Genomic DNA, 21,243 nt, shown 5'->3' with positions numbered 1-21,243 from the left:
GAACATGGATGATCCTAGCCGATACAGATGCTGCCTGAGGATGAACAGCGCGCCATTGCGAAGCGTACCGACCAGATTGTCACGGCGCACAATCTGCAAGAATTGCGGACGCTTGTCCGACGGACGCAAGAAGACGTTTCTGCTGCGACCGGGTTCAAGCAGACCAACGTCTCAAGACTGGGGAAGCGCGTCGACATGAAGCTGTAGCCGCTTCGCGACCATGTCGAATCCCTCGACGGCACGTTGAAAATCGTCGCGAACGTCGCGGGCAAGAAGGTCGATCTATCCAGCATCGCGGAGCCTGCCCGACGCGCTTCAAAGTCTTGAGCGGGGCGTCGGCGGGGGAGGGGAGGCTCAAAGCCCAGCCGCTTTCGTCAAGTTGACGCGGAAGCGATCGCGCCGGCGCTGGTAGCGGCGAGTCATTTCGGCGCTGGCATGGCCGAGTTGCTTCTGGACATACCGTTCATCGACCTCGGCCGAGGAGGCAAGGCCCGCGCGCAGCGAATGGCCGGCAAACTTCAGTCCCCGCTCGATCTCGGGAAGATCACCGTGCACACCTGCTGCCAGAGCCGTCTTCTTGACGAGGCGCGCCACCTCCTGGTCGTTGAGCCGATCCGGCCCGACATCTTTGCCCCGGCCGGTTACCCGGCGGAAGAGGGGGCCTTTCGCGAGCTTGGCGAACTTGATCCAGGTTTCGACGGCGACGACCGGGCAGGTGGCGTCGGAAGACCCGCGACCGATCTCCACCTCACGCCAGCCAGTCTTGCCGCGCAGCGTCACCACCAAACCCTTGTCGAGAATTTCGATCCAGCCGCGGCCGTCCTCCGTCTGGTCACGGCCAAGGTCTAGGCCCGTGATTTCGGAGCGGCGCAGACCACCGGCAAAGCCGATGAGGAGCATGGCACGGTCCCTGATTCCGCGCAGCGAACCGCGCTCGAGTGTCTCCAGCATGGCGATCAGATCTTCGGGGAGGATGGCTTCCTTCTGACGGGGCGGGGCGGCGTGCTTGTTGCGGATACCCGCCATTACCGTGGCAATCGCCCGGTTTTTGCGGTCGAGTGGCATGCCACGTTGGGCACAATTCCAGCCGATTGCGGCGAGGCGGCGCTCAATGGTCGAGACGCTGTTCGGTTTGCCACCGCGCGCAGGCGTGCCAGCGGCACTGCCAGAGGCGCAGGCAGTGATATAGAGACCGACGATCTCCGGATCCGGGGGGAGGGGAGAGAGGCCCTGTCGTCGACACCAGGCGGAAAAGTGCTTCCAGTCGGCGGCGTAGGCTTTGCGGGTGTTGGCGGAGCTGGCGGCCTCGACGTAGGTGCGGGCACGATCGGTAAGGTCCTGCAGATGCACCGGAACCTGGGCGCTGGTATCCGGAAGAGAGGAGGGGAGGCCGGACGGAACCTCGACCGCGGAAACATCAGCGGAAACCGCCGTGCCGTCAGACGGCGCTGCGTGTTCCTGAGCGTGAATTTCGCTGTTTTCGTCGACGATTCGGGTCATTTCTCTATAATGAACGAAACGAACGATAAGGCAATCTTATCAGTCATTTTATGTCGAAGACGGGCGGTGCGGTTTGGCGCCAAAACTCCAGACAAAGCGCTCATCGCCGATTCAGGCCAGCCAGGGATCAACGACAATTACGCCGGTTCCTTCGAAGTCCTTCACGTTGCGTGTAACGACCGTCAGGTTACGAACCAGCGCCGTGGCGGCGATCAGCGCATCGGCTTCGTTGCGTCGGTCGGGAACGTGCAAATGTGCGCAACGGGTGGCGACGGCGTCGTCGATCGGCAAGATACGCCCGGCAAATTCGGGCCGGACATGATCGTCAAGCCATGACCGCAAGCGTGCACCTTGGCTCGCGTCCCGACGCTGCACGCCAAGCACTCCCCGTTCCAGCTCGAGAATGGTAATCGCCGAGATGTAGAACCGGATTGCGTCCTCCGCTTCGATCCAGGCCACGACGTTGGGATCAGCCTTGCCGTCTCCGATCTTGCGAAGCTCGGAGATGACATTGGTATCCAGGAGGAAAGTCAAGACAGGTCGACCTCGCGAGGTTTGATGGCGATCCGTGCGGGCGCAAACTCAATGTCGGACAGACCCGGCATCGAAAGAGCAGCGGCAAGGCTGCGACGGGTTCCAGAAAGGCGCTCGAACTCCTCATAGGTCATCAGGACATGCGATGGCCTGCCGCGATCCGTGATGATCACAGGTCCGCTCTGTGCCGCCTTCTTGGCGCTGCTGACATCATGGTTGAGCTCGCGGCTCGAAAGTGTTGTGACGGTCATCGCGCACTCCGATGTAGGTACGTAACTACATATAGCACATTTGCCGACCACGACAAGTTTCGGGGGACGAAATGTCCGAAGCGGGAGAATGGGGGCGAGGTGGTCCATGCAGCGCGGTCGAGCCGTTTCGGCAAAGTAGAAAGGCAGGCATCAGCGCGAAGCTGCCTCACCGGACGCTTACCATCCACTCATCATGGATGTCGTCGGTCCAGCGTGCCTCGACGAGGTCGTCGAAGGCGCCCTGGATTAGGACGTTGCGCAGACGAAACGGATAGAGGGCGCAGGCGTCGTAGACCGCGACGGGCGGGTTAGAGGCGATGGGACTGGATCAGATCCTCGGTATCGTCGGCTAGCGTGTCCATTGCAGCCTGTCGGGTGTCGAGCCTCGACTTCAGCGCGAGCACGTCCTTCAAGAGGGCGCGGCGGTGTTTGCCCACATAGCGGAATGGCAGGTCGCCCCGATCCATGCGCAGGACGACGAGTGGACGCGAGATGCCAAGGATCGCGGATGCATCGGTCGGGCTTAGTTCCTGATCTTCGGCCAGTACGGCGACGCGTTCGCCGCGCAGCATATGCGCCAGAAGCGCTTCGACAGCCGCAGTGGCAGAGGGCGGAATCGAGAGCATCTGTTCCCGGCCACCTGCATGACGAACATGAAGTTCCAATCTGTCGCCGGCAGCTAACTTCGGCAACGGCGAGGCTGTCTTGCGGTCACGATCCGACAATCCGGCGAAATGAACGATCTGGCTGGCCATGGCGATGTCTCCTTGATCGCCAATATAGTGCGCATCATCCGTAACTGCAATAACTGAAAGGTCGGATTGCATAGCTCGCATGCTCCCAGGAGCCGGTCTGCTTCAGGATATGGGTCGCGAGGCACGTCAATTCATGCGGCGGCAATCCACCGAGCGGGGCGTGACTTGTACAGGGACCGTAGGTCCCACAACGTTGGATCGCGAACCGCGATGCCATGAGCTATCCCCGGGGGCGGTTCCCATAATGGCCGCATTCTAGGCTGATAACCTCCCGCCTTTCAGCTTGGCCATGGACACTCTGGAACCTTATTCAATCCCTCTCGAGGACAGGCAGAGGGCTATCATAAGTCAGCGTTGCCAGGAACGCGATGAGCGCTTTGATCTCATCATCGTCTAAAGCGATCCCGGCAAGAGGCTCCCGGGACCAAACCTTCAAGGCGTGATAGTATTCTGCGCGTTGGACATCAGTAAACTTTCGCGGGTCATATACCGCCAACGGATCGACATGAATTCGGATGGCATCGGCTACGGTGCTGACCGAACCGGAGTGTGAATAAGGGGCCGTTTTGGTGACATTGAACAGCGGCGGGGTTCTGAACTTGTAGCGATCGCTGGGGTTTAGCGTGACGTTAAAGCGCCCGTAGTCGATCCCAAAGCCATTCTTGCCGAATCCGGCCTCGGGGAATGGCAAGGCGTGATAATCGAAGTCCGTGAAATAGGCCCCGTTATGGCAGGTCGCACATCCTCCCTTCCCGTAAAATATCAGCCCACCCTTTCGTTCCTCTGCGGAAAGGGGTTCACCGTCGAATACGAACCGATGAAAGCGCGTCGACCGGACCTTGAAATTCTCGCGAATGAAACTTGCGACAGCAAGCGCCGCGTCGCGAAACACAATGTCGGACACGTCCTTCCCGGTGGCGCTCGTCAGCTTTTCCCTGATCTCTGGATCATCCATCAGCCGCGCCATCAGCTCGGAATAGAGTGCCTCCGCGGTCGAAACACTTTCTGTTTTCAGGGCGTCGTTCACGGCACTATCGGTGATCATTTCTCCGATCTCGGCAGGCGGGAGATGAACGGCAACCACCAGCGGATCATCGGATGGGACAGCACCGGCAAACTGACTTTGAACCTCTCCCGAGGATGCGTCGACTTTGCCGTCCCAGAAGAAGACATTGAAGCCGACCCCGCCGCGTCCCCAAAATGGCAAGGTGTTGCGCGGAATGATATCGCCTCCACCCATGAGACGTTGGACGCCTTCGCCTCTGCCTCCTGTACCTACGGCATTCGGGATGCCATCGGATGATCCGAAGCGATCGACATGACAGGACGCACAAGCCGTCTCATGGTCGAGAGACAGCTTCTTCGTCTGAAAAACCAGTCTTCCGGCTTCCACATAAGCTGGATCGACTGGAACGTGTGTGGCTGCTGCCGGCACCAGGCCCGCCTTGAGGGCGGCTTGTCGTAACACCTGATCTCTAAGACCACCCTCAGACATCGACGGTGAGCACGACGCCCCAAAAATAAACGCGGCGACAAACGCTCTAGTAGCGGATTTCATGGATTTTCACGACGTCAGGAAGAGCATTTGCGCGTTCTTCAACAGCGCGCAGCGACATTTCGCTGATTTCGTTCTCGGCCAGCCCCCATCTGGAAAGCTCTTTTCGCTTGAGGTCGTAGTCCTGACAGTCCAGGAGGCCGATTTCTGCCGCCTCAACTGCCCGCACCGTTTGCTCGGAGGGGTCATTCACGACGGCCTGCTTCGCGATCAAGTGCGTTCGCATAGCGTTGTCACACTTGAACGTCAGTTTGGAAAACTCCTCCTGATTCAGGTTCATCACAGCCAGTTTCCAGGCGGGTTGGCTAATAATGCCGGTACCAACACCCAGAGCGAAGACCAGGATAAGGAGAACGCTAGTTTGCGACGATCTTAAGCGCATCGAGCAACTCGGGGGTAATTGTGCCGGTGACCTTCAGACCGTAGTCGGTTTGCATCTTCGAGATCGCGACCTTCGATTCCGGTCCGATTTTCCCATCGATTGTACCAGTATAATAGCCGTAAATGGTCAGCGCCGTCTGAACCTGAATTGCGATTTGCCGGAACTTGTCCGTATTCCCCGGCAAGGTCTTCAACGGCGCGGCAGGCGCAGGTGGATAGGACGAATTAGGTACCGCTTGGTAGACATTCGAACCGGGGCTCGGAAGTACCGATGACGGTGGTGTACTGGTCGAATTGCGGCTGGGTGGCGTGTAAATATAGCCGCCGCCCGAACTGGACCGGTGACTGGAATGGGATCGGTGACTGGAATGCGAACGATGGGCTGCTAGCGTATAAATGTGGTGAAGTCGAAATCGCTCAAACAACGTGAAAGGCGGGTCTTTTTTCTCAGTCAAGCCCGGAACCTGCATTGCATCTGAACGGCTCGGTAGAAAGCCCGCGGCCAATAGTGACGGAATGAGAAAAAGCTTACGTTTCATGATGTCCCCACCCTCATGAAGCCTTTTTCGTGACTATACCACTCGAAAAAGCCACCACAAGTAGCTCTCAGACCGCAGTCACTGCATTGCGGTAGGTACTTGCGTTTCCAGTCCGAGATCGTCGAGGGTGCAAGGTGGCGGTAATTTTCCGGGACCGAACAGAGGGGAAAGTTGAACAGACTGACATCGATGCCTCTGGCAATGGACCGGTTCAAGGCTGTTGCCAACGTATCGAAATCCACCGAAGTATCCTGGAAACATTTGTCCCAGTTCATCCGGCCATAGCCGATGCTCTCAAGCTGCATCAAGGCCCAGTTTCGGATGAACGGCAACCTCGTTGCCAGGTAGTCGGAAAGTGCAGGTAGGGCGGCCCAGTTCTGCTTCATGACCACCGTGCGCAGTTCGATCGCCGCCCCGGATCTTGCGAGGAACGCCAAGCTTTGCTGAAGTCGTTCGAAAGCCCCTGACTTTCCGACGATAAGGTCATGGAGCTCGCGTTCGGGCGCGTAGAGCGGGATGCCCCACAGGATGCGCTCGCTGCCGATGTTCGTAAGGAAGCTCTCGTCATCCGTGCTGAAATGTTGCCCGTTCGTCAGAATGTGAAATCGCAAATCCGGCCGAGAAGAGGCGACCACCGAGAGGAATTCAAAGAGTCTGCCCTTGTGCAAGAGCGGTTCACCGCCCGACAGGCCAATGTAAGCTCCGGCGGGCGCCAGGGTTGCAGCTAGGGCGAACTGATCAAAGAAATCGTTGTGGTTCTTTTTCGGCGGCTGCGAGCACATGACGCAGAGCTGATCGCACTGCTCCGTCAGCAGAAATGTGTTGTGCGGGGAGTTAGCTCGGATCAACCGATGGGCCGTTTTCCGGCCCGGCAAAAAAAGCAGCACGTCTCCTTGCAGATCGATGGTTTCAGGCGCATGCACGACGAGAGAAAACCCGTTGTAATCATATTCTCGCCGTCCGTCTTCCTTGTGGATCAATATCGCATCGTGTTCCGATTGTGCCTGCTCATCCTGGAGTCGCAGCACCATCGGCTCGGTGATCGGCAAGGGGTCAACGATGAGCCGAAGTTCGATCATGGGTGAACCTTGGCGACGCCGGGATCGAATTGAGGCATGCCAGCCCAAAGAGCGATGGACTTTTGGGCCTTCGGATCATCCGAGTAGAGGAGTTCGAAAACCTTGTCGAACAGATAGGTATGCCGTTGGCAAAAGTCGGTCAGGTGCTTCGGCACATCGATGCGTCCATATCGCGAAAGGTCGTCCACCAGGTCGACACCGCAATATGCCTGGTACGGGCAGTGGACGCAGTCCGGGTGGAAGTTATTGAAGGCCTCCTCGTTTAATGTGGCGATTACGCTCTCTTCGGGACCGGTTCGAACGTTGCCCATCGATAGGTCGATCTGCCCCAGCCGGGTGACCATCCGCGCCTCATCTGTCGGATAGAACGTTCCGTCGTGATCGATGACGATGTAGCTCCGTCCCAGAATATTTGGATTGCGAAGATCGGCGTGGCCGTGATGGCCGGACCTTACGACCCGACGGAGACAGTGAACGAAGTAATACTCTTCGACTGGCTCGGTCGCGGTCCAGTTGTGCTCGATCAGAGCTTCCAGAAATGCCGCGTGATAAGCATTCCACTGCACTGAGACATCTTTTGCCTCGAACCGCTTACGGGCAAATCCCTGATAGTTGACGGGTCGAAGGTAGATCGAGTTGAGGCCATACCCGGTGAACGTCTCAATGATCGACGCCGGATCGGGCAAGTTGCAGATATCGATTGTCGGCAGCGCCGATACTTTTGGTGTGCCGAAGAGGTCGAGGGCTCGCCGCAGATTGCCGAAGAATTCGGTCGTCTTTTCGTCGGACACTGTTCTCTGGCGCTGATGGGTTTCAGGGTTGGCATCCACGGATGTGCTGATGAATGTGTCGTCGTCGCTCAGGAACTCCCAAGCGTCGTCGGTCACCCTTTGTAGATTGGTGCAAACGACAAATTCGACCTTGTCAAAACGCTCCCGGCAGAAGGCTCGCACCTCCTTCAGGATGTTGAGAGCCAGAAGCGGCTCTCCGCCCTGAAACTCGACCTTCAACGTCTTCGTTGGCAGGCCGTTAAGAAAACCGAGAACCGCTTCCAGCGTCTCGGATGTCCAGTCGAAACCGGGCGTCCCTTCGTTCACACGGCTCACCTGGCAATAGCTGCAGTTTAGATTGCATCGAAGCGTCGGAACGAGGATGACGTAGTCGAGTTCGCCAGGTTGAAAGAGGCGGTTCGCCCATCGGTAGACAAACCCGGTGTATGCCAAGTCCCCGACTTCAGAGAATGCATGACCGTTGCGCTCAAGAAACCGATAGTCCGTTGATTGGAGGCGGTCTGTTGCATAACGCTCCAAGAAGTCAGCATCTGACTTGAAGAAGCCTCCGGCGTCGTCGGCAAACAGGACACTTCCGCCGGTCACCTCCCGGAACTTCAGCGGGAATACGTTCATTTCCCCATCAGGCCATAGATAAGCGCTTCGCGAAGTCCGAGAGTCTCGGCGTAGATTTTCTCCCGGTAAAGACAGTGTTGGAGGTCTCGGATGGCGCTGGCGAGTTCGCTTTCGACAGAAGTAATGTAGAGGAGCGCGCCGTTCTCGGCGATCGTCACCTCAACGGCGGGTCGAATGTACCCAAACCGGACCAAGGATTTTTCCAAGTGCGGGCGAAACTCTGTGGCTACCGGGACTGCCGCCGGTGAATCGACCGAAGCTGCCATCACATTCTCTCCCCCTCTAGTAGAGAAAGCCTGTCACAACAACTCGAGCCTTATCAAGAGAAAAGTTCCCTTACAGCCTTGTCCAACAGCTCCTCGGCAGACTACTCTAAATGAGCACCTGCAGTCCATACTTCTGCACCAACGACAGCAGTCTTAGCGCCGTCCCGCTCGGACGCTTCGCACCGGTTTCCCATTTCTGAACCGTCGACGGGCTTGTGTTGAGATAGCGGGCAAAGACTGGCTGACTTACATGGTTGCTCTCGCGCAACGCCTTGATTTCGGCGGACGTCAGCGCTCGCGGGATAACAAGGCAATTTTCATCGAAGGTCCGCATCGTTTCCTTGTCGATGGTCCCAGCTGCAAACATGCCTTCGACCGCACTATGGATCGCCTTGAAGGCGTCGCTCTTGAACTCCCGTTTAGTCGCCACGGTCTACTCCAACAGTGCGCCGGTCTCTACTTCTGCTTCGAGGTAGGCATTCGTTTTGCGGCGGTAGAAATCGGCGAGCTTCCGGAATGCCAGAAGCTCGTCGTCTTCGATGTTCGCCTGATCCTTCTTGGCGAAGAGATAGGCGAACATCCAGAACTCTCCGGCCTTTGGCAGAACGATTGGACGATGTATGTGCTCGTTGAGCCGCTTCTTGAAGACGCTTCCGCCGAGATCGGCGGCCTGACCGACGGCAACCTGACGGATTGCCTTCGTTAGGGCATTGTCGGAGAGCCGCGCCTTCTTTGCCGCCTTGGTGAACCACGCTGTCTTGAAACCTCGTTCTGACATCGGGCCATGTAGCGCTAAGTGCTATATCCAGCAAGGTTCGAAAGGAACGCTATGCCGCCTCCCATACCTGATTCAGAATCCGGGCAGCAAGGGCGGCCTTGTCCTGAGGCAGGAAGCGACCGTAGTGCTGCTGCACCACATCAGGCGTATCCTGGATCGCATAGCTTGCCTGTTCATACGACCCGGTCTGTTTGAGGATATGGGTCGCCAGAATATCCCGAAGGTTGTGAGGGCCGTGCGGCAGCAGGCCCTTGATGGCGCCGCGACCGGTGTACGGATTATAGATCCCATAACGCTGGATCACCGTCCGCCATGCCTCGTAGAATTTGGCGGAGTCGTATGCCGCGTCCAGACTGGTCGTCTTCACGGTCTTGACGAAGAGCGTGCCGGGATCCTTTGCCGGTCCGAGCAGCACACCGCGGTGGCGATCGATGTACGCCTCGAGGTATTTGTAGAGATCGAGCAGGTCCGGCAGGATCAACCGGAAGGGCTTTTGCCCGAAGAAGGACGAACCAGAGTTCTTGAAGGCGACCGACGGGATGAGCACCTCCCATCCGCCTTCCCGATCGCTCCAGCGCAACTCACCGCATTTCATGTCTTCCAGCCGTCGCTCCGACGTCGGCAAGTGACCACGAGGGCAGACGCGAAGCTGGCGGAGGTTCTTCTGCCGAAGCCCCAGATGCAGGCCGAGCCGAAGCAGCAGGAAGGATCGCACAGCCTCCGCGGCCGCTCGAGGATAGCGATCTTCATCCGGCATGCGCTTCACGATCTCGTCGGTGATCTTGCGATACTCGGCCAATGGGCTATCCGCCTCCAGGATGCACATGATCGGCTCGAAGGGATCACGATGCACACGCATCACACGCTGGATCTCCTTGGAGCGGTTCGCGGCGTGCCGATGGAAGGCGTCGCAGGCGCCGTGCCAGTCGCGGGATGCAAGTTCGATCTCTTCCGGGGCGATCAGGCCTTCGATCGGTCGGACATTGTTCAAGAGCTCGGGATGCTGGCGAATCCAGCCAACCTCCGAGCGCGTGAGAGCCTGCGCGACCATCAACATGTCCTCTTCCCATTTGGTGTAGAAGCCACGGCGCTGCTCCCGCCATTGCAGATACCAGTCCCAGACGCCCGGGAAGATCAGTAGGCCGAAGGTCAACTGGCTGAGCGGGATGCCGCGCCCCCTGACGATGCCGGCGGGCGAGGCAGCCAGCGCCCCGAACATCAGACCGAGATGCTCGATCTTCTGCGACGCGGTTTCGTCGCCCCACACGCCGTTTCGCTGAAAGCCGATCGCCGTCAGTGTCGAGGTCTTGAACCGGATGAGGTCCGCCATCTCCATCGCCAGCCGCGGCGGCGCATCGACGACGCCAGACAGGAGATCGGGATCTTCGAAGGTTTCCGGAGCATCGTGCCTGGCGTTCACCGCCGACGTGGTCGCTCGCGGTGACAACGCTCCTCCGCCATAGGTGACACCTGGAAAGCGGATGGCGTATCGCTGTTTGGTAGCCGCCGCCTGGTAGCGACGATAATCGGTCGAGCCCGAGATGATGACCCGCCGCACCCAGTCGAGGATTTCCTCGCGCTTCGAAAAAGGCAGGCTGCTGAAATCGTCCGGCAGGTGCCACGCCAGTCTGCGCCGTTCGGCGGGGCTGATTTCTCCAATATCATGACCACGAAGAGAGCGCGTCTGATGGGGCAACTTCCCTTTGAAATATCCCGCCGGCAGCCGGTATCGTCGTTCGATACGAGAGAGAATGTCGACGCTCGCGACGGATCGGGGAACGCGGTCTCCTTCAATCCAGGACAGTAGGGTCTTCGGATCGAACGTCTCTCCCAGGCGAACGACGGCGCGACAAAGTTGCCAATAGCTCTCGCCGAACCGGCGCATGTGATAAACGAGCGCGTCCTGGAATTCTGCGGGGTCTTCATCCGCTTCGAACAACGGATCCGGAAATGGATGGATCGGCTTCGGTTTTGGCCCTCTCCGCATCGATGTGGAGTGGGTCTCGCGGGTGTCATCGCCGATCCGCTGTGGTTTGCGGGTTGATGACGCTGTAGCTGACGCCCGTCTCCGACCTGGTTCGCCTGCTCGTGGTGTGCTCCTCGTTGGCCTAAGGTCTTCTGCTGCAGGTGCAGCGCCGAGCCACCGGAGAATAGCATCGAACGCAATACGGACCTGCTTCTTCAAACTGTCGGAGAATTCGCCGTCAATCCCGCAGGTATGGCTGATCTCCGTCCAGTCGATGCGACCGTTCACGAGTGCGGGCGACCTACGGCGGACGATAAGGCTGACCAGATAGGAGTTGATCCCCTCCGTCGCTCGCTTCGTCGTGGTCGGAGCAATGCGCAGTTCGCCGAACGCCGAGATCTTTCGCTGAAAATGACGTGATGAAGGATGTGGTTTTGACATGCTCGCTTTCCATTAAATCGGCGCCAACACAGAGGGCGAGCGGAGATAGGAGTTGTCCTTTAACAAAGGATGGACGCGATATGACGCGAACTGACACCGGTGCGGCTTTGCCGCCGGTCTCTTGGCCGGTGCTGTGGGTTGCTGTCAGGTAATTCTGGTGGCGACACGAGCCTACCATGCTCAGATCACTGCTCAATGGAGAGCGAAATTTCCCAGCGTATAGCGCTGGAATTTGTGAAATATAGTTCACAACGCGTATGCCGACGTATCGTTCATATGGATAGGAAGTCGAGAAACTATCGTAATGCTCGGTGCATCAGTGGAGAAAAATAGCTGACGTTCGATAAGGGTTACTTATCGATGGTTAGGCTTACAACCGCCAATCATACCATGTGAGGAACCGTAATATTACGATAGAGTTCTGTTAAATAATCATTTACCATAATTTCAATGGCTTACGATCTTGCGAAAATCAGAATGCCAGCCCTGATGGAACCGGCTTTTCGCGCCGGTATCTCGCTGACGCGTCTGGACGAGCGTATCGCCCGTTCGCCCGTCGGCGCGGGCTTCCTCGAGCGGGCCCACTTCGCCGACGCCTGCGCCTCGCTGTGGATCGACGGCGAACTCGTCCATCTCGAAGACCTCGTTCTCCACGACGCCACGCGCGATATTCGCACACCTACACATGAACTCACCATCGCCCGCGACGTGCTGCGCACCCGCCGGCGCATTGCCGCTCAGTCGCCGGATTGGGCACTGTCCGCCGACGGTATCCGAACCCTGCGACAGCCCCAGGCATGGCCTGGATCATCAGACGGTCCTGAGAGCACCGCGGACGACAGCAACGCCAAGCCCGCGAAAATGGTCGAGCGGGAAGGGGAGGGGGATGATGGTGACGATACGGAGAATTTGCCCGGCGTCGATTATGCCGCCATCGATGCGGTGCTGACGCGGTCGGAGGCGGCGATCGAGAATGCCACGCGGCCGGGGCGCCCCGCGGGCAGCCGTGCTGCCGAAAAGGATGCGCTGGTCTATGATCTCGACTGGGACGAGGATGCCCGGCTCGACGAATGGCGCGGCGTGCTGCGCCAGGTGGAAAACCTGCCGGCGGTGCTGCAGACCATCGTTGCCCTAGATGCCTGGAACGAATTGTCTGTCCTTCAGCACGCGCCCTGGCTCGGCCGGCTGCTGGCCGCGTCGATGTTGCGCCATGCCGGGATCACCACCGGTGCCCATCTCGCCGCCATCAATACCGGCCTCAGAACCATCCCGGTGGATCGGCGCCGGCATCGCGATCGGGAAACCCGGCTGCTGGCCATCGCCCACGGATTCTTGGCGGCCGCCGAGATCGGCGTGAAAGAGCATGACCGGCTGACGCTGGCGAAGACGATGATGGACCGAAAACTGGCGGGCCGCCGGACATCGTCAAAATTGCCGGAACTGGTCGAGCTCGTCATGGAAAAGCCGCTCGTGTCGGCCGGGATGGTGGCGAAGACGCTCGAGGTCACGCCGCAGGCGGCGCGGCGGATCGTTTTGGAGCTGGGCCTCCGCGAGATGACGGGGAGGGGGAGGTTTCGGGCGTGGGGTGTCCTTTGAAGGGAGCATACTCATCGCGCGCTAATTCGTATCGTTGCGCATGGCCTGCTAATCGTGCTGCAGGACAAGCGCCAAGATGAAGCTAGCTCCCAGTAGCCCTCGGCTTTTTGAGCAGGTATTGCCGCAAGGTCCGATAGCTCAGTGAACAGCGCGCCGGGCTTTCGCTGGAGTGATCGATTGCCTGGTCATATCTCTGGGGAAATCAACAATCAGCAAGCCGACCTTAATGGCCAAAGAGATTGATTACTTTCGGATTCGGCGCCTCTGGCTCAGGAAGTTTGAGGCCCGAGACGTTACAGAACATTTCTGCCTCCAATCCCGCCTCCGCGGCAAGACGCCGAACGGAACCTGGAAATGCTTTTTCGAGAGCGGCCATTGCAGATTGGAGAAGCTCCGGCTCTTCTGCGGCAATCTCGTCGTCGTGGCGTTCCATCTTCTTTTGTCCTGTTTTGCTAAGATGGATGTAGCCGGTACGATACTGGTCCGCAGATATGATTCCCAGATCGTAAGCCCGTCGGATTATTGCAGCTGCAGAAACCTTCCAACGAAGCTTCATGGCATAAATTGCTTGCCAATTTAGAAGCCGTCCCCTTGGGAACTCGTGAATGAAAGAAGATCGGGGAAGGAGGAATGCACTCGCGAACCGGTTGGCTTGGCTTTCTGTCGCTTTGTCTCCGGTCTCAATCCCTCGGTGCATAATCAAATGGCCGCATTCATGAGCGAGATCGAACCTAAGGCGAACCGCAGCAGGCTTGGCTTCGCTTCTGATGATCATAGGTCGAGGACGATCGATGGACAGCGCATCGACGCGCTCCGATACCCCGCTGAAGAAACTCACGACGGCACCTGCGTTTTCGACAACACGCATCATGCTTGAAACCGGCCCAGACCCGAGTCTCCAGACGCGGCGTGCCTCCTCGGCCGCCCCCTCGATCTCCGCTGAATTGGTGACATGAATATCAGGGAATGACACCCTTGGAAGTTCGAGCTCACGGTCGAGTCCGTCGATGAACCTGTCGAGCAGCGTTCCACGCGCGAGGACCTGGCTGACCACAGACATAGGCGTTGTTCTTTGTTTACGAAAGTGGCACTGCTCCGGACGCACACCACCCTTGGTCGTCATCGCAAAAAAACGCGGCGTGACGCCAACAGCTGCGGCCAGCGCGGCGATCATCTGTTCGGTCGGTAGCTTTGTGCCTTGCTCTAGCTGATTGAGATACTGTCGTGTCGCACTTATTCGATCACCCAACTCGTCAAGGGTGAGTCCTTGTGCAACACGCGCGAGCCGCAATCGTTCGCCGTCAAAGGTCTCTTGTTCAGGCATGATTCAGCTCTCGGATAAAAGCAGTGCCTCAAGCATCATCGCTCTCGTCCTTAACGACTCGATCAGACCGCAATCCGACAGGCGGTGCCTCAAGTTCAACGCTCTCGGAAGCTTCGCGACCAACCGCACCTGTGAACCCAAGGGTGTTGTCGAACGGCACGCTCCAATTGAGGACAGCTGTTTCACCGTGCAGACCGACAAAATGGACAGCGATGACGGTACCTTCGACATCTGTTTCGATCGCGAAGCGATAGGCAAGATCGTGCCCTTCATCGCGATCCGGGAAAAGTAAACCCAGTTGCTGAAGCTCACCGTAACTCTGCCGCAAGGTGCGGCCGGTAGGCTCCTCCGGCAGACCCTTGTAGATGCGCACCGGAACTTCACCGATTTTGAAGATGAGCTGCAGGCTGCGATCAATTGCCGTTAGCCAAGGGCTCTCGGAGCCGTCGATCGCTCTCAAAATGCGGGCGCGGCTGAATTGAAAAGCACGACATCCGTGTGTCCAACCGTTGTCACCCGCTTCCTCGTCGTACCTTTCAAGTGCGGCGTGGCGACCATCGACGATCATTGCCGCAACTGCACAAAGCCGGTCCTCGGTAAGGTCTGGATGATAGTCCCACGGATAAATCTTTGCCACTGAAAGCTCCACTCTTGATCGCTAGCCATAATGGGCTTTTTTGAGATTCTGTCAACCAGTGTTTATTTTGTAAACCGGCAGCCAATTCTTCATCTCACTTGTGGCAGTGCAATGGGACGTGGATCGGCGATGACATTAATCAATCGCTGAGATTGGAGGGCGCTTGAATGACAAAAAAGATCGCTTCTGATCAGCAACCGAGGCCGCTGGTAAATTCCCAATGTCAGGCAATTGCAGACTTCACTGCAGAATTTGCATGTAACTGGGATAAGAAGGCGGCGCTTATTCTGCGAGAAATGCGTTCGACTCAAGCAGGACGCGGAGAAAATCAGGGGTCGGCTCAAATACCTGACGGGACACCAGCGCGCCGTCAGGATGCGGCGCTACGTGGTTTGCGCTTTCGACGTCGTAATAATTCAGTGCGACCTCTGATGGCCAAGTGAAAGTCGGATCGAAGGGAATTTCGGCGTATGGGTTAAAATAGACCTGAAGTCCGTCCAGGTGTGTCTCACGATGTAGAGACGAATGTTGGATGTGCATATCCGCGCCGCTGATCTGGCTGCCATTTTCCCAACGAAGTGTGGTCAGGAAGTCGGAAGGACCGAGCAGAAGCCGACGCGTTCCGAGCTGCCACTGCTTGGAGCCGGCCTCGATCTTGTCCTTCTCGATCACCCTATATCGGGTGGAACGCACCAGCCTTTCAATGCCGCTCTCCACGACGGCCTTCCCGAAAGTACCCACGGTGGAAAAGAACACAGCGCTGATCTCTTTGTAGGAGTCGTTTGTGAAAATACCCATCTCTACCGGCGAGCCCGATGGCGTCAGGAGAGATCCTATCCTTTCTTGTTTCCCACGATCAGGACCGGTCAGCACGGGTGGCGCAATCCCAAATAGGACCATGTTGATAAGCTCGTTGTTTTGGAAGAGCGACATGTTGCTATCGAATGGCGCTATCGCGATGATAAACGGCCTGCCACGCACGTGGCTCAGGGATGAATAGGGATGCTTTTTGCCGTTCACGCCGCGATAGAGGCTCAGTTTATCTCTTATTTTTGCAATGAGCTTCAGGGCGCCGCGGGTCTTGAACTCGTGCTCAGTAAAGGTTTTCTGTTGCAAGGCGGTCGGAGGTTGGTCGGAGATGACCGCCTCGACATTGAATTCGTAGTTTCCTGGTCCACGAACCACGAAGTCCGGCGAGGATTTGGAGTAGTCGACGCTGCACCCCAAATCAACCATGGCTCTGTTGAGGTACAGCTCCCACATTGAGGAATTGAAGGTGGATTGAAGTTCCTTGATAAACTTTTGGCTTTCGCCCTTTCGGTCCAGCAAGCCGGTTGCCCAGCTTTGGATAACGGGTAAGACCTTTGCATAGGTCGGATCCGAGCAGATGAGCCGAAAGTGATCGTGGAGTTTTGCCTCTGGGAGACGAGGCTCAAATAAGTCCAACATGCGGTTCCCGTTTTAGAGCTCAATCGTCCCGGCGGCAGAGGATCGTGCCGCCTGGCAACGCCGAAATATTTGTTAGTATTCTTCGTCTAAGCGGTTCAACCGGGCATACCGCTGGAATTGACTTGATATTATCCGCAATCCCTACAGCCTAAGGAAATCCTCTTCTATTTGATTCGGTATCCCGGATGGTAGTGCAGCCAAGAGTTCGGCGTCTGACAGTCTCAAATTTCCGTGGCCTCGCCCATACGGAGTGGTGGCCGGCTGAGGGTATGAACATCATCATTGGCGGCGGCGACTCGGGGAAGTCTACGCTTCTTCATGCTCTATCGCTCTTGTTCAGTCCGACCAACGCCGTCCAACTCCTGGAAACCGACTACTACAATCGGCTACTGGAGCCCGGCTTTACGATCGAAGCAACGATTTCACTCCCTGAAGATATTGGCCTGGCAAACTTCCAACAGGCTTTGTGGCCATGGGAATGGGATGGCGAGAAAGCGGTGCTACCAGACAACGAGCGGGAAGGGGCGCTGCGAGATCCAGTCTATATTTTCCAACTGGTTGGCACCTCCGATCTGGACCTCGTCTGGCAGATTATCCAGCCGAACTTGGAACCAGTGAGCCTTTCGACTGGACTGCGACGAAGGGTCGGCATCGTGCGTTTGGCCAACGACGATCGAAACGATCGCGACCTGCGTCTGGTATCGGGTTCGGCGCTCGATCGGTTACTATCGAAGGGAAACCTCAAATCTCGAATTAGCAAGGAAGTGTCAGCGGCTGACTTATCCAACGCAATGACAGATGATGAGCAACGGTCGCTTGAGACGCTCGACAAGTCGATGGCGGCCGCGGGTCTTCCGAGTGGCCTTGATATCGGCCTGACGAGTAGTCAGGGCCTGTCGATCGGAGCACTTGTCGGGTTGCTCGCGGAAAAGACTGGTACGCTGCTTCCGGTGACAAGCTGGGGCGCGGGGACACGCCGAATGGCTGCACTCGAAATTGCCAGAGCGACGGAAGCATCGACTCGATTAACGGTGATCGACGAGATCGAGCGCGGACTAGAGCCGTACCGCTTGCGTCAGCTCCTAGAGACGCTTTCGGTGGACGAACAACAGTGTTTCGTGACCACGCACAGCCCTGTCGTCTTGGCCGCCGCAAAGAAGGCTGCGCTTTGGTACATCGATGCCAGCGGCCGGGTTGGGCGCCTCCCTCAGGATAAGATCGCCCGCCAGCAGTCGCGCGATCCGGAGACATTTCTCTCAAGAGTTCCGATCATTGCTGAGGGGATTACGGAGGTCGGCTTCCTGCGGGTCCTGCTCAAGCTCGTCTTCGACGGCAAGGATATGGTTCACGGCATAAGAGTGGTGGACGGGGGCGGCAACGAGGCCATGCTTGGCGTGCTTGAGGCACTTAAAGATGCGGGCATCAGTGTTGGGGGCTTCTGCGACGATGAAGCCAAATTTCCGGGCCGTTGGGCCAAGCTTAAGGCTGCCGCGGGTCCGAAGCTTTTTCAGTGGCAAAATGGCTGCCTTGAGGAAAACATCATTGCGCACGTTCCCAATTTATCTCTGTTTTCGCTTGCGTACGACAACGATGGTGTGAGCGGAGATCGGCTTCGGACGCTGGCTGATCGTCTTGCTATTCAGGATAAAAGCGAGAGCGCGATACTCAGCGCATGTGGGTCTTATGACAGTCTGCGGAAATTGATCGTTCAGGCTGCAACCGGTGACAGGAGCGGAGCGCCCAGCGAGCCGATTGGTAAAGAATGGTCGAAACATAGTCAGAAGTGGTTCAAGACGCTGCCTGGTGGCGCGGAGCTGTGCGAGAAAATGATCGGCTTAAGGCTGTGGCATCTCGTTGAGCCAGCCCTGTTGCCGTTCCTTAATGCAATCCGGGCCGAAGTTGGTGAGGTCGCCCTGCATCCTGGAGAGCTGACACTGTGACGGACCAAGACGTCGCATTTCTTCTCCGCAGCGATGTTGCCTTAGCAACGATCGAGGCACCGGCCGGCTGCGGGAAGACCTTTCAGGGCGCCAATTACGCGCTCGACGCTGCCTCTTCGCTTGCGGCTGGTCGCGTGCTGATCCTTACCCACACCCATGCTGCTCGATCAGTGTTCGCAAACAGAACCCGCAAGCTGCTCGACCGAGTTGAAATCCGAACCCTCGACAGCTTTCTCACTGAAATCGCTGCGATGTATCACCGAACCCTCGATCTTCCGTTAGATGTAGGGTCCTGGGCCCGCGAGAATTCAGCGTATGACGTTGTCGCTGCCAAGTGCAGACAACTTCTCGAGTGCTCGGGAAATGTCGCACGTGCCGCGGCTCTCAGGTATCCGATAATCATTTGTGACGAACATCAAGATGCCAGCGCTGATCAGCACGCAGCGGTCATGGCGATCCACCGAGCTGGCTCTCGCGTCCGATTGCTCGGGGACCCGATGCAGATCATTTACGGCGGCGCGGGCACTACTTCAGCGGCAATAAAGCGTTGGGAAGCGCTCAAAAACGAAGGGGGGTGGGGGCATTTGGCCAATCCCCATCGTTGGCGTTCGGGCTCGATCGAGCTCGGGGAATGGGTGCTTGCAGCGCGAGAGGCACTTGCCTCCGGCAAGACGATAAACCTCGCCGGAATGCTACCAGCTGGCCTTACAGTGCTGCATGCGGCAAATTCTGCGCCGGTCGCCCACAAGGCCATTACCATGACTGCTGACGATCGTCGCGAAGTGTCAGAGATTACTCGGAAAACTTCGCAGCTATTCGTACTCACCGTCGGGAATGACCGTGTTAATCATTTGAACGCGTTTTTCAATCGTTCAGTTCGGATTTGGGAAGGGCACGGACGTGAGGCACTTTCCTCGCTGGTCAAGTCAATCGAAGAAAACCCGCGCTCGGCATCCGGGATTGTCGAAGCGCTGCTGACGTTTGTCGAAGAAACATGCACCGGGTTCTCCGCATCACTTCATGGCCGGCGGCTGCGGCAAGAGGTACAAGATGGGTGCTGTAAACCGGCGAGAGGGATGCCCGCCCACCTGCAGGCGATTGGCCGCGTTATCTTGGATGAGCCAGACCATCGCGGAATCAGTCGTGGCCTTAGCCTTCTACGAACTCACATCACATCGAAGACGCCAGGTTTCGCCAAAGCCACCATCGATCTGAAAAGCGAGTTCCAGGACGCCGTCAAGCTGGGGGGTTACCCTTCCGCCACTGAAGGACTTATCGAAATTACGAGGCGGAGAACGTTTTCCCATCCCCAACCTCCAGCGAAGTGCATCAGTACCGTCCACAAAGCAAAAGGGCTTGAGTGCGACAACGCGCTGGTCATTATGTGTGACAAGCAATCGTTTGCAGACACCGAGTACAAGCGGCGGCTGCTGTATGTCAGTTTGAGCAGGGCGATGAAAACTTTGACGCTGGTGATTTGCCGTGACAAGCCGAGTCCGCTTTTCACTCTTTAGACCCACCGGCGTCGCCCGCTCCGTTTCAAAGCCCGTCTTTCCTCTTCCCGGCGCCGGTCCTGAGAGCGACCACTGTCGGGCCGGATGGCGTAGTCGAGATCCTCCAAGCACGGTTTGGACATGTTGAAGGTCACATTCAGCGAGTGGTAGCCAAGTTCGTCATAGTGCGATTTTGTTAGGAAACCTGCATGGATCGCAGCCGCAATGAGGACGCCATTGGGAACGTAGTGTGGGCCAAGCAGCTCCCCCTCAGGATATGTGCATTCGAAATTTTCGGCGATATGCTTTACCCAATAGCTGCCCGTACCTTCTCTGACGGTCTTTGTACGGACCACCTTCGCAAGTAAAGCAAGTGAGGCCAGGAATGGTCGCGTCGCATCCGTGCTCAGAAGTTCAGACCGATCTTGCAGAAAGCGGGAATACCGCTCCTCAGAGCTTTCCCATTTCCCGTCCTGCTTTCGCTGCGACCGGCCGTAGCCAATTCCCCAGACGCTTAGATGTTCGTTGGCCGACACCACGTTCGCGATCGCGACTTTGGCAACCGCTTGGTAAAAAACGCTGGCTTTGACCGCAAAACCGCGGCTTTCAAGGTAGTCGCGAAAGGCCGCTCCATTTGCGGTGATCGGAAAAGAGTTCCGTTTCGCGGCTTCTCGTGCAGAAGCATAACTCTCGAAGCCCAAGCCCCTGCCGAGGGCTTCGCAGCGATGTGACGACTTTACGTCGGGTAGCAAAATCAAAAGTTCGCCTTTTATGGCAGCGAGATTCGCGGTGTTCGCAAGGATAGTGAGGTTAAACATAGGCATCTCCAGCTTGTGGCATGCCGTTCGCCGATTACGCAGCACACCGCTGTTGGATGCAGTGGCAATTGGAAGAATTTGAACCGTGGCGTTTGACTCGGCGACAAGTCATGGGTGCCTGACCTCAATATGAACCTGCACTGAGTCGGGCGGTCAAGCAAGAGCTTCGTATGAACAGTCAACGCAACTCGGCGACGCTGGCAGTTTGCCGCTTAATCTCAGCTTATCGGAGAAGAAGCGGAACCAGGCCGGGCAAGGGACGATGCTGGCGCCGAAAGATATCTATAAAATCGTAGGCCTCGGCGGTTCTGGGAACTAGCCAGTATAGCAACAGGAGATCGTCCTGCCCGCCTTGCTCGAACGCGGCTTGGGAGCAAGAGCGCAGATTGTTTTCGAATTGCTCTGACGATGTCGGCGCGCCGACTGCGATGGCAATATGGCCTGCTGCCGGTTTCATGGACACCGAGTTAAGGTGTTTCCAATGAAACTGGAGCGAAGGAATGCAACGAAGGAAGTTCAGCCGCGAATATAAGCT

At 57.4% G+C, this 21,243-nt stretch carries 21 protein-coding genes and 1 pseudogene; 4 read left to right on the top strand and 18 right to left on the bottom strand.

What is annotated here, in order from left to right; genetic code table 11:
* The first annotated feature begins 27 nt into the window (after nt 1–27).
* Nucleotides 28–207, top strand: a complete 180-nt coding sequence (locus NHF53_RS21780; protein ID WP_252836066.1) for a hypothetical protein — start codon at nt 28–30, stop codon at nt 205–207.
* 147 nt (nt 208–354) lie between these two features.
* Here NHF53_RS21780 and NHF53_RS21775 read toward each other — a convergent pair whose 3' ends face one another.
* The 13 genes from NHF53_RS21775 to NHF53_RS21715 form a co-directional block, all read right to left on the bottom strand.
* A complete protein-coding gene (locus NHF53_RS21775) occupies nt 355–1,500 on the bottom strand; it encodes a tyrosine-type recombinase/integrase (RefSeq protein ID WP_252836065.1) in 1,146 nt (381 codons plus the stop codon).
* 111 nt (nt 1,501–1,611) lie between these two features.
* Entirely contained in the window at nt 1,612–2,034 is a 423-nt protein-coding gene (locus NHF53_RS21770) for a type II toxin-antitoxin system VapC family toxin (protein ID WP_252836064.1), read from the bottom strand.
* Nucleotides 2,031–2,285 (bottom strand): type II toxin-antitoxin system prevent-host-death family antitoxin, encoded by a 255-nt coding sequence (locus NHF53_RS21765; RefSeq protein ID WP_252836063.1) that lies wholly within the window; start codon nt 2,283–2,285, stop codon nt 2,031–2,033. The genes NHF53_RS21770 and NHF53_RS21765 overlap by 4 nt, the downstream gene beginning before the upstream one ends.
* Nucleotides 2,286–2,593: 308 nt before the next feature.
* Entirely contained in the window at nt 2,594–3,112 is a 519-nt protein-coding gene (locus NHF53_RS21760; protein WP_252836062.1) for a DNA-binding protein, read from the bottom strand.
* Between the two features lie 238 nt (nt 3,113–3,350).
* Complete coding sequence (locus tag NHF53_RS21755; protein ID WP_252836061.1) at nt 3,351–4,598, bottom strand: His-Xaa-Ser system-associated MauG-like protein; 1,248 nt, start codon at nt 4,596–4,598, stop codon at nt 3,351–3,353.
* Entirely contained in the window at nt 4,582–4,875 is a 294-nt protein-coding gene (locus NHF53_RS21750) for a TIGR03982 family His-Xaa-Ser system protein (RefSeq protein ID WP_252836060.1), read from the bottom strand. Before NHF53_RS21750 ends, NHF53_RS21755 begins: the two co-directional genes overlap by 17 nt.
* 76 nt (nt 4,876–4,951) lie before the next feature.
* On the bottom strand, nt 4,952–5,515 hold the full coding sequence (hxsA, locus tag NHF53_RS21745; protein WP_252836059.1) for a His-Xaa-Ser repeat protein HxsA: 564 nt from the start codon (nt 5,513–5,515) through the stop codon (nt 4,952–4,954).
* The gene (gene hxsC, locus NHF53_RS21740) at nt 5,512–6,594 is read right to left on the bottom strand and encodes a His-Xaa-Ser system radical SAM maturase HxsC (RefSeq protein WP_252836058.1); all 1,083 of its coding nucleotides are present in this window, start codon (nt 6,592–6,594) and stop codon (nt 5,512–5,514) included. The genes hxsA and hxsC overlap by 4 nt, the downstream gene beginning before the upstream one ends.
* Nucleotides 6,591–8,000 (bottom strand): His-Xaa-Ser system radical SAM maturase HxsB, encoded by a 1,410-nt coding sequence (gene hxsB / locus NHF53_RS21735; RefSeq protein WP_252836057.1) that lies wholly within the window; start codon nt 7,998–8,000, stop codon nt 6,591–6,593. The genes hxsC and hxsB overlap by 4 nt, the downstream gene beginning before the upstream one ends.
* Complete coding sequence (locus NHF53_RS21730; RefSeq protein WP_252836056.1) at nt 7,997–8,266, bottom strand: hypothetical protein; 270 nt, start codon at nt 8,264–8,266, stop codon at nt 7,997–7,999. Before NHF53_RS21730 ends, hxsB begins: the two co-directional genes overlap by 4 nt.
* Nucleotides 8,267–8,372: 106 nt before the next feature.
* Entirely contained in the window at nt 8,373–8,696 is a 324-nt protein-coding gene (locus NHF53_RS21725; RefSeq protein WP_252836055.1) for a helix-turn-helix domain-containing protein, read from the bottom strand.
* 3 nt (nt 8,697–8,699) lie between these two features.
* Nucleotides 8,700–9,044, bottom strand: a complete 345-nt coding sequence (locus NHF53_RS21720) for a type II toxin-antitoxin system RelE/ParE family toxin (RefSeq protein ID WP_252836054.1) — start codon at nt 9,042–9,044, stop codon at nt 8,700–8,702.
* Nucleotides 9,045–9,093: 49 nt separating this feature from the next.
* Nucleotides 9,094–11,451, bottom strand: coding sequence for a hypothetical protein (locus NHF53_RS21715; protein WP_252836053.1), 2,358 nt, complete (start codon nt 11,449–11,451; stop codon nt 9,094–9,096).
* A gap of 441 nt (nt 11,452–11,892) precedes the next feature.
* Here NHF53_RS21715 and NHF53_RS21710 point away from each other — a divergent pair, with 441 nt between their 5' ends.
* The gene (locus NHF53_RS21710; protein WP_252836087.1) at nt 11,893–13,047 is read left to right on the top strand and encodes an RHE_PE00001 family protein; all 1,155 of its coding nucleotides are present in this window, start codon (nt 11,893–11,895) and stop codon (nt 13,045–13,047) included.
* Nucleotides 13,048–13,270: 223 nt separating this feature from the next.
* Here NHF53_RS21710 and NHF53_RS21705 read toward each other — a convergent pair whose 3' ends face one another.
* From NHF53_RS21705 to NHF53_RS21695, 3 genes are all read right to left on the bottom strand, one after another.
* Nucleotides 13,271–14,371 (bottom strand): ImmA/IrrE family metallo-endopeptidase, encoded by a 1,101-nt coding sequence (locus NHF53_RS21705; RefSeq protein ID WP_246648203.1) that lies wholly within the window; start codon nt 14,369–14,371, stop codon nt 13,271–13,273.
* Between the two features lie 28 nt (nt 14,372–14,399).
* Entirely contained in the window at nt 14,400–15,008 is a 609-nt protein-coding gene (locus NHF53_RS21700) for a hypothetical protein (RefSeq protein WP_252836052.1), read from the bottom strand.
* 282 nt (nt 15,009–15,290) lie between these two features.
* Nucleotides 15,291–16,457: a hypothetical protein gene (locus tag NHF53_RS21695; RefSeq protein WP_252836051.1), complete on the bottom strand. Its 1,167-nt coding sequence runs from the start codon at nt 16,455–16,457 to the stop codon at nt 15,291–15,293.
* Nucleotides 16,458–16,726: 269 nt separating this feature from the next.
* Between NHF53_RS21695 and NHF53_RS21690 the strand changes: the two genes are divergently transcribed.
* The gene (locus NHF53_RS21690; protein WP_252836050.1) at nt 16,727–18,397 is read left to right on the top strand and encodes an ATP-dependent endonuclease; all 1,671 of its coding nucleotides are present in this window, start codon (nt 16,727–16,729) and stop codon (nt 18,395–18,397) included.
* On the top strand, nt 18,394–19,911 hold the full coding sequence (locus NHF53_RS24200) for an ATP-dependent helicase (protein ID WP_252836049.1): 1,518 nt from the start codon (nt 18,394–18,396) through the stop codon (nt 19,909–19,911). Before NHF53_RS21690 ends, NHF53_RS24200 begins: the two co-directional genes overlap by 4 nt.
* Here NHF53_RS24200 and NHF53_RS21680 read toward each other — a convergent pair.
* Entirely contained in the window at nt 19,908–20,708 is an 801-nt protein-coding gene (locus NHF53_RS21680; RefSeq protein WP_252836048.1) for a hypothetical protein, read from the bottom strand. The two genes, NHF53_RS24200 and NHF53_RS21680, sit on opposite strands and share 4 nt — an antisense overlap.
* 223 nt (nt 20,709–20,931) lie before the next feature.
* Nucleotides 20,932–21,243, bottom strand: a pseudogene (locus tag NHF53_RS21675) (hypothetical protein); the annotation flags it as partial.

The organism is Ciceribacter sp. RN22 (assembly GCF_024054295.1).
Lineage (GTDB): Bacteria > Pseudomonadota > Alphaproteobacteria > Rhizobiales > Rhizobiaceae > Allorhizobium > Allorhizobium lividum.
The sequence above is the reverse complement of the archived record's forward strand: the minus strand, read 5'-3'. Positions and strand labels throughout refer to the sequence as shown.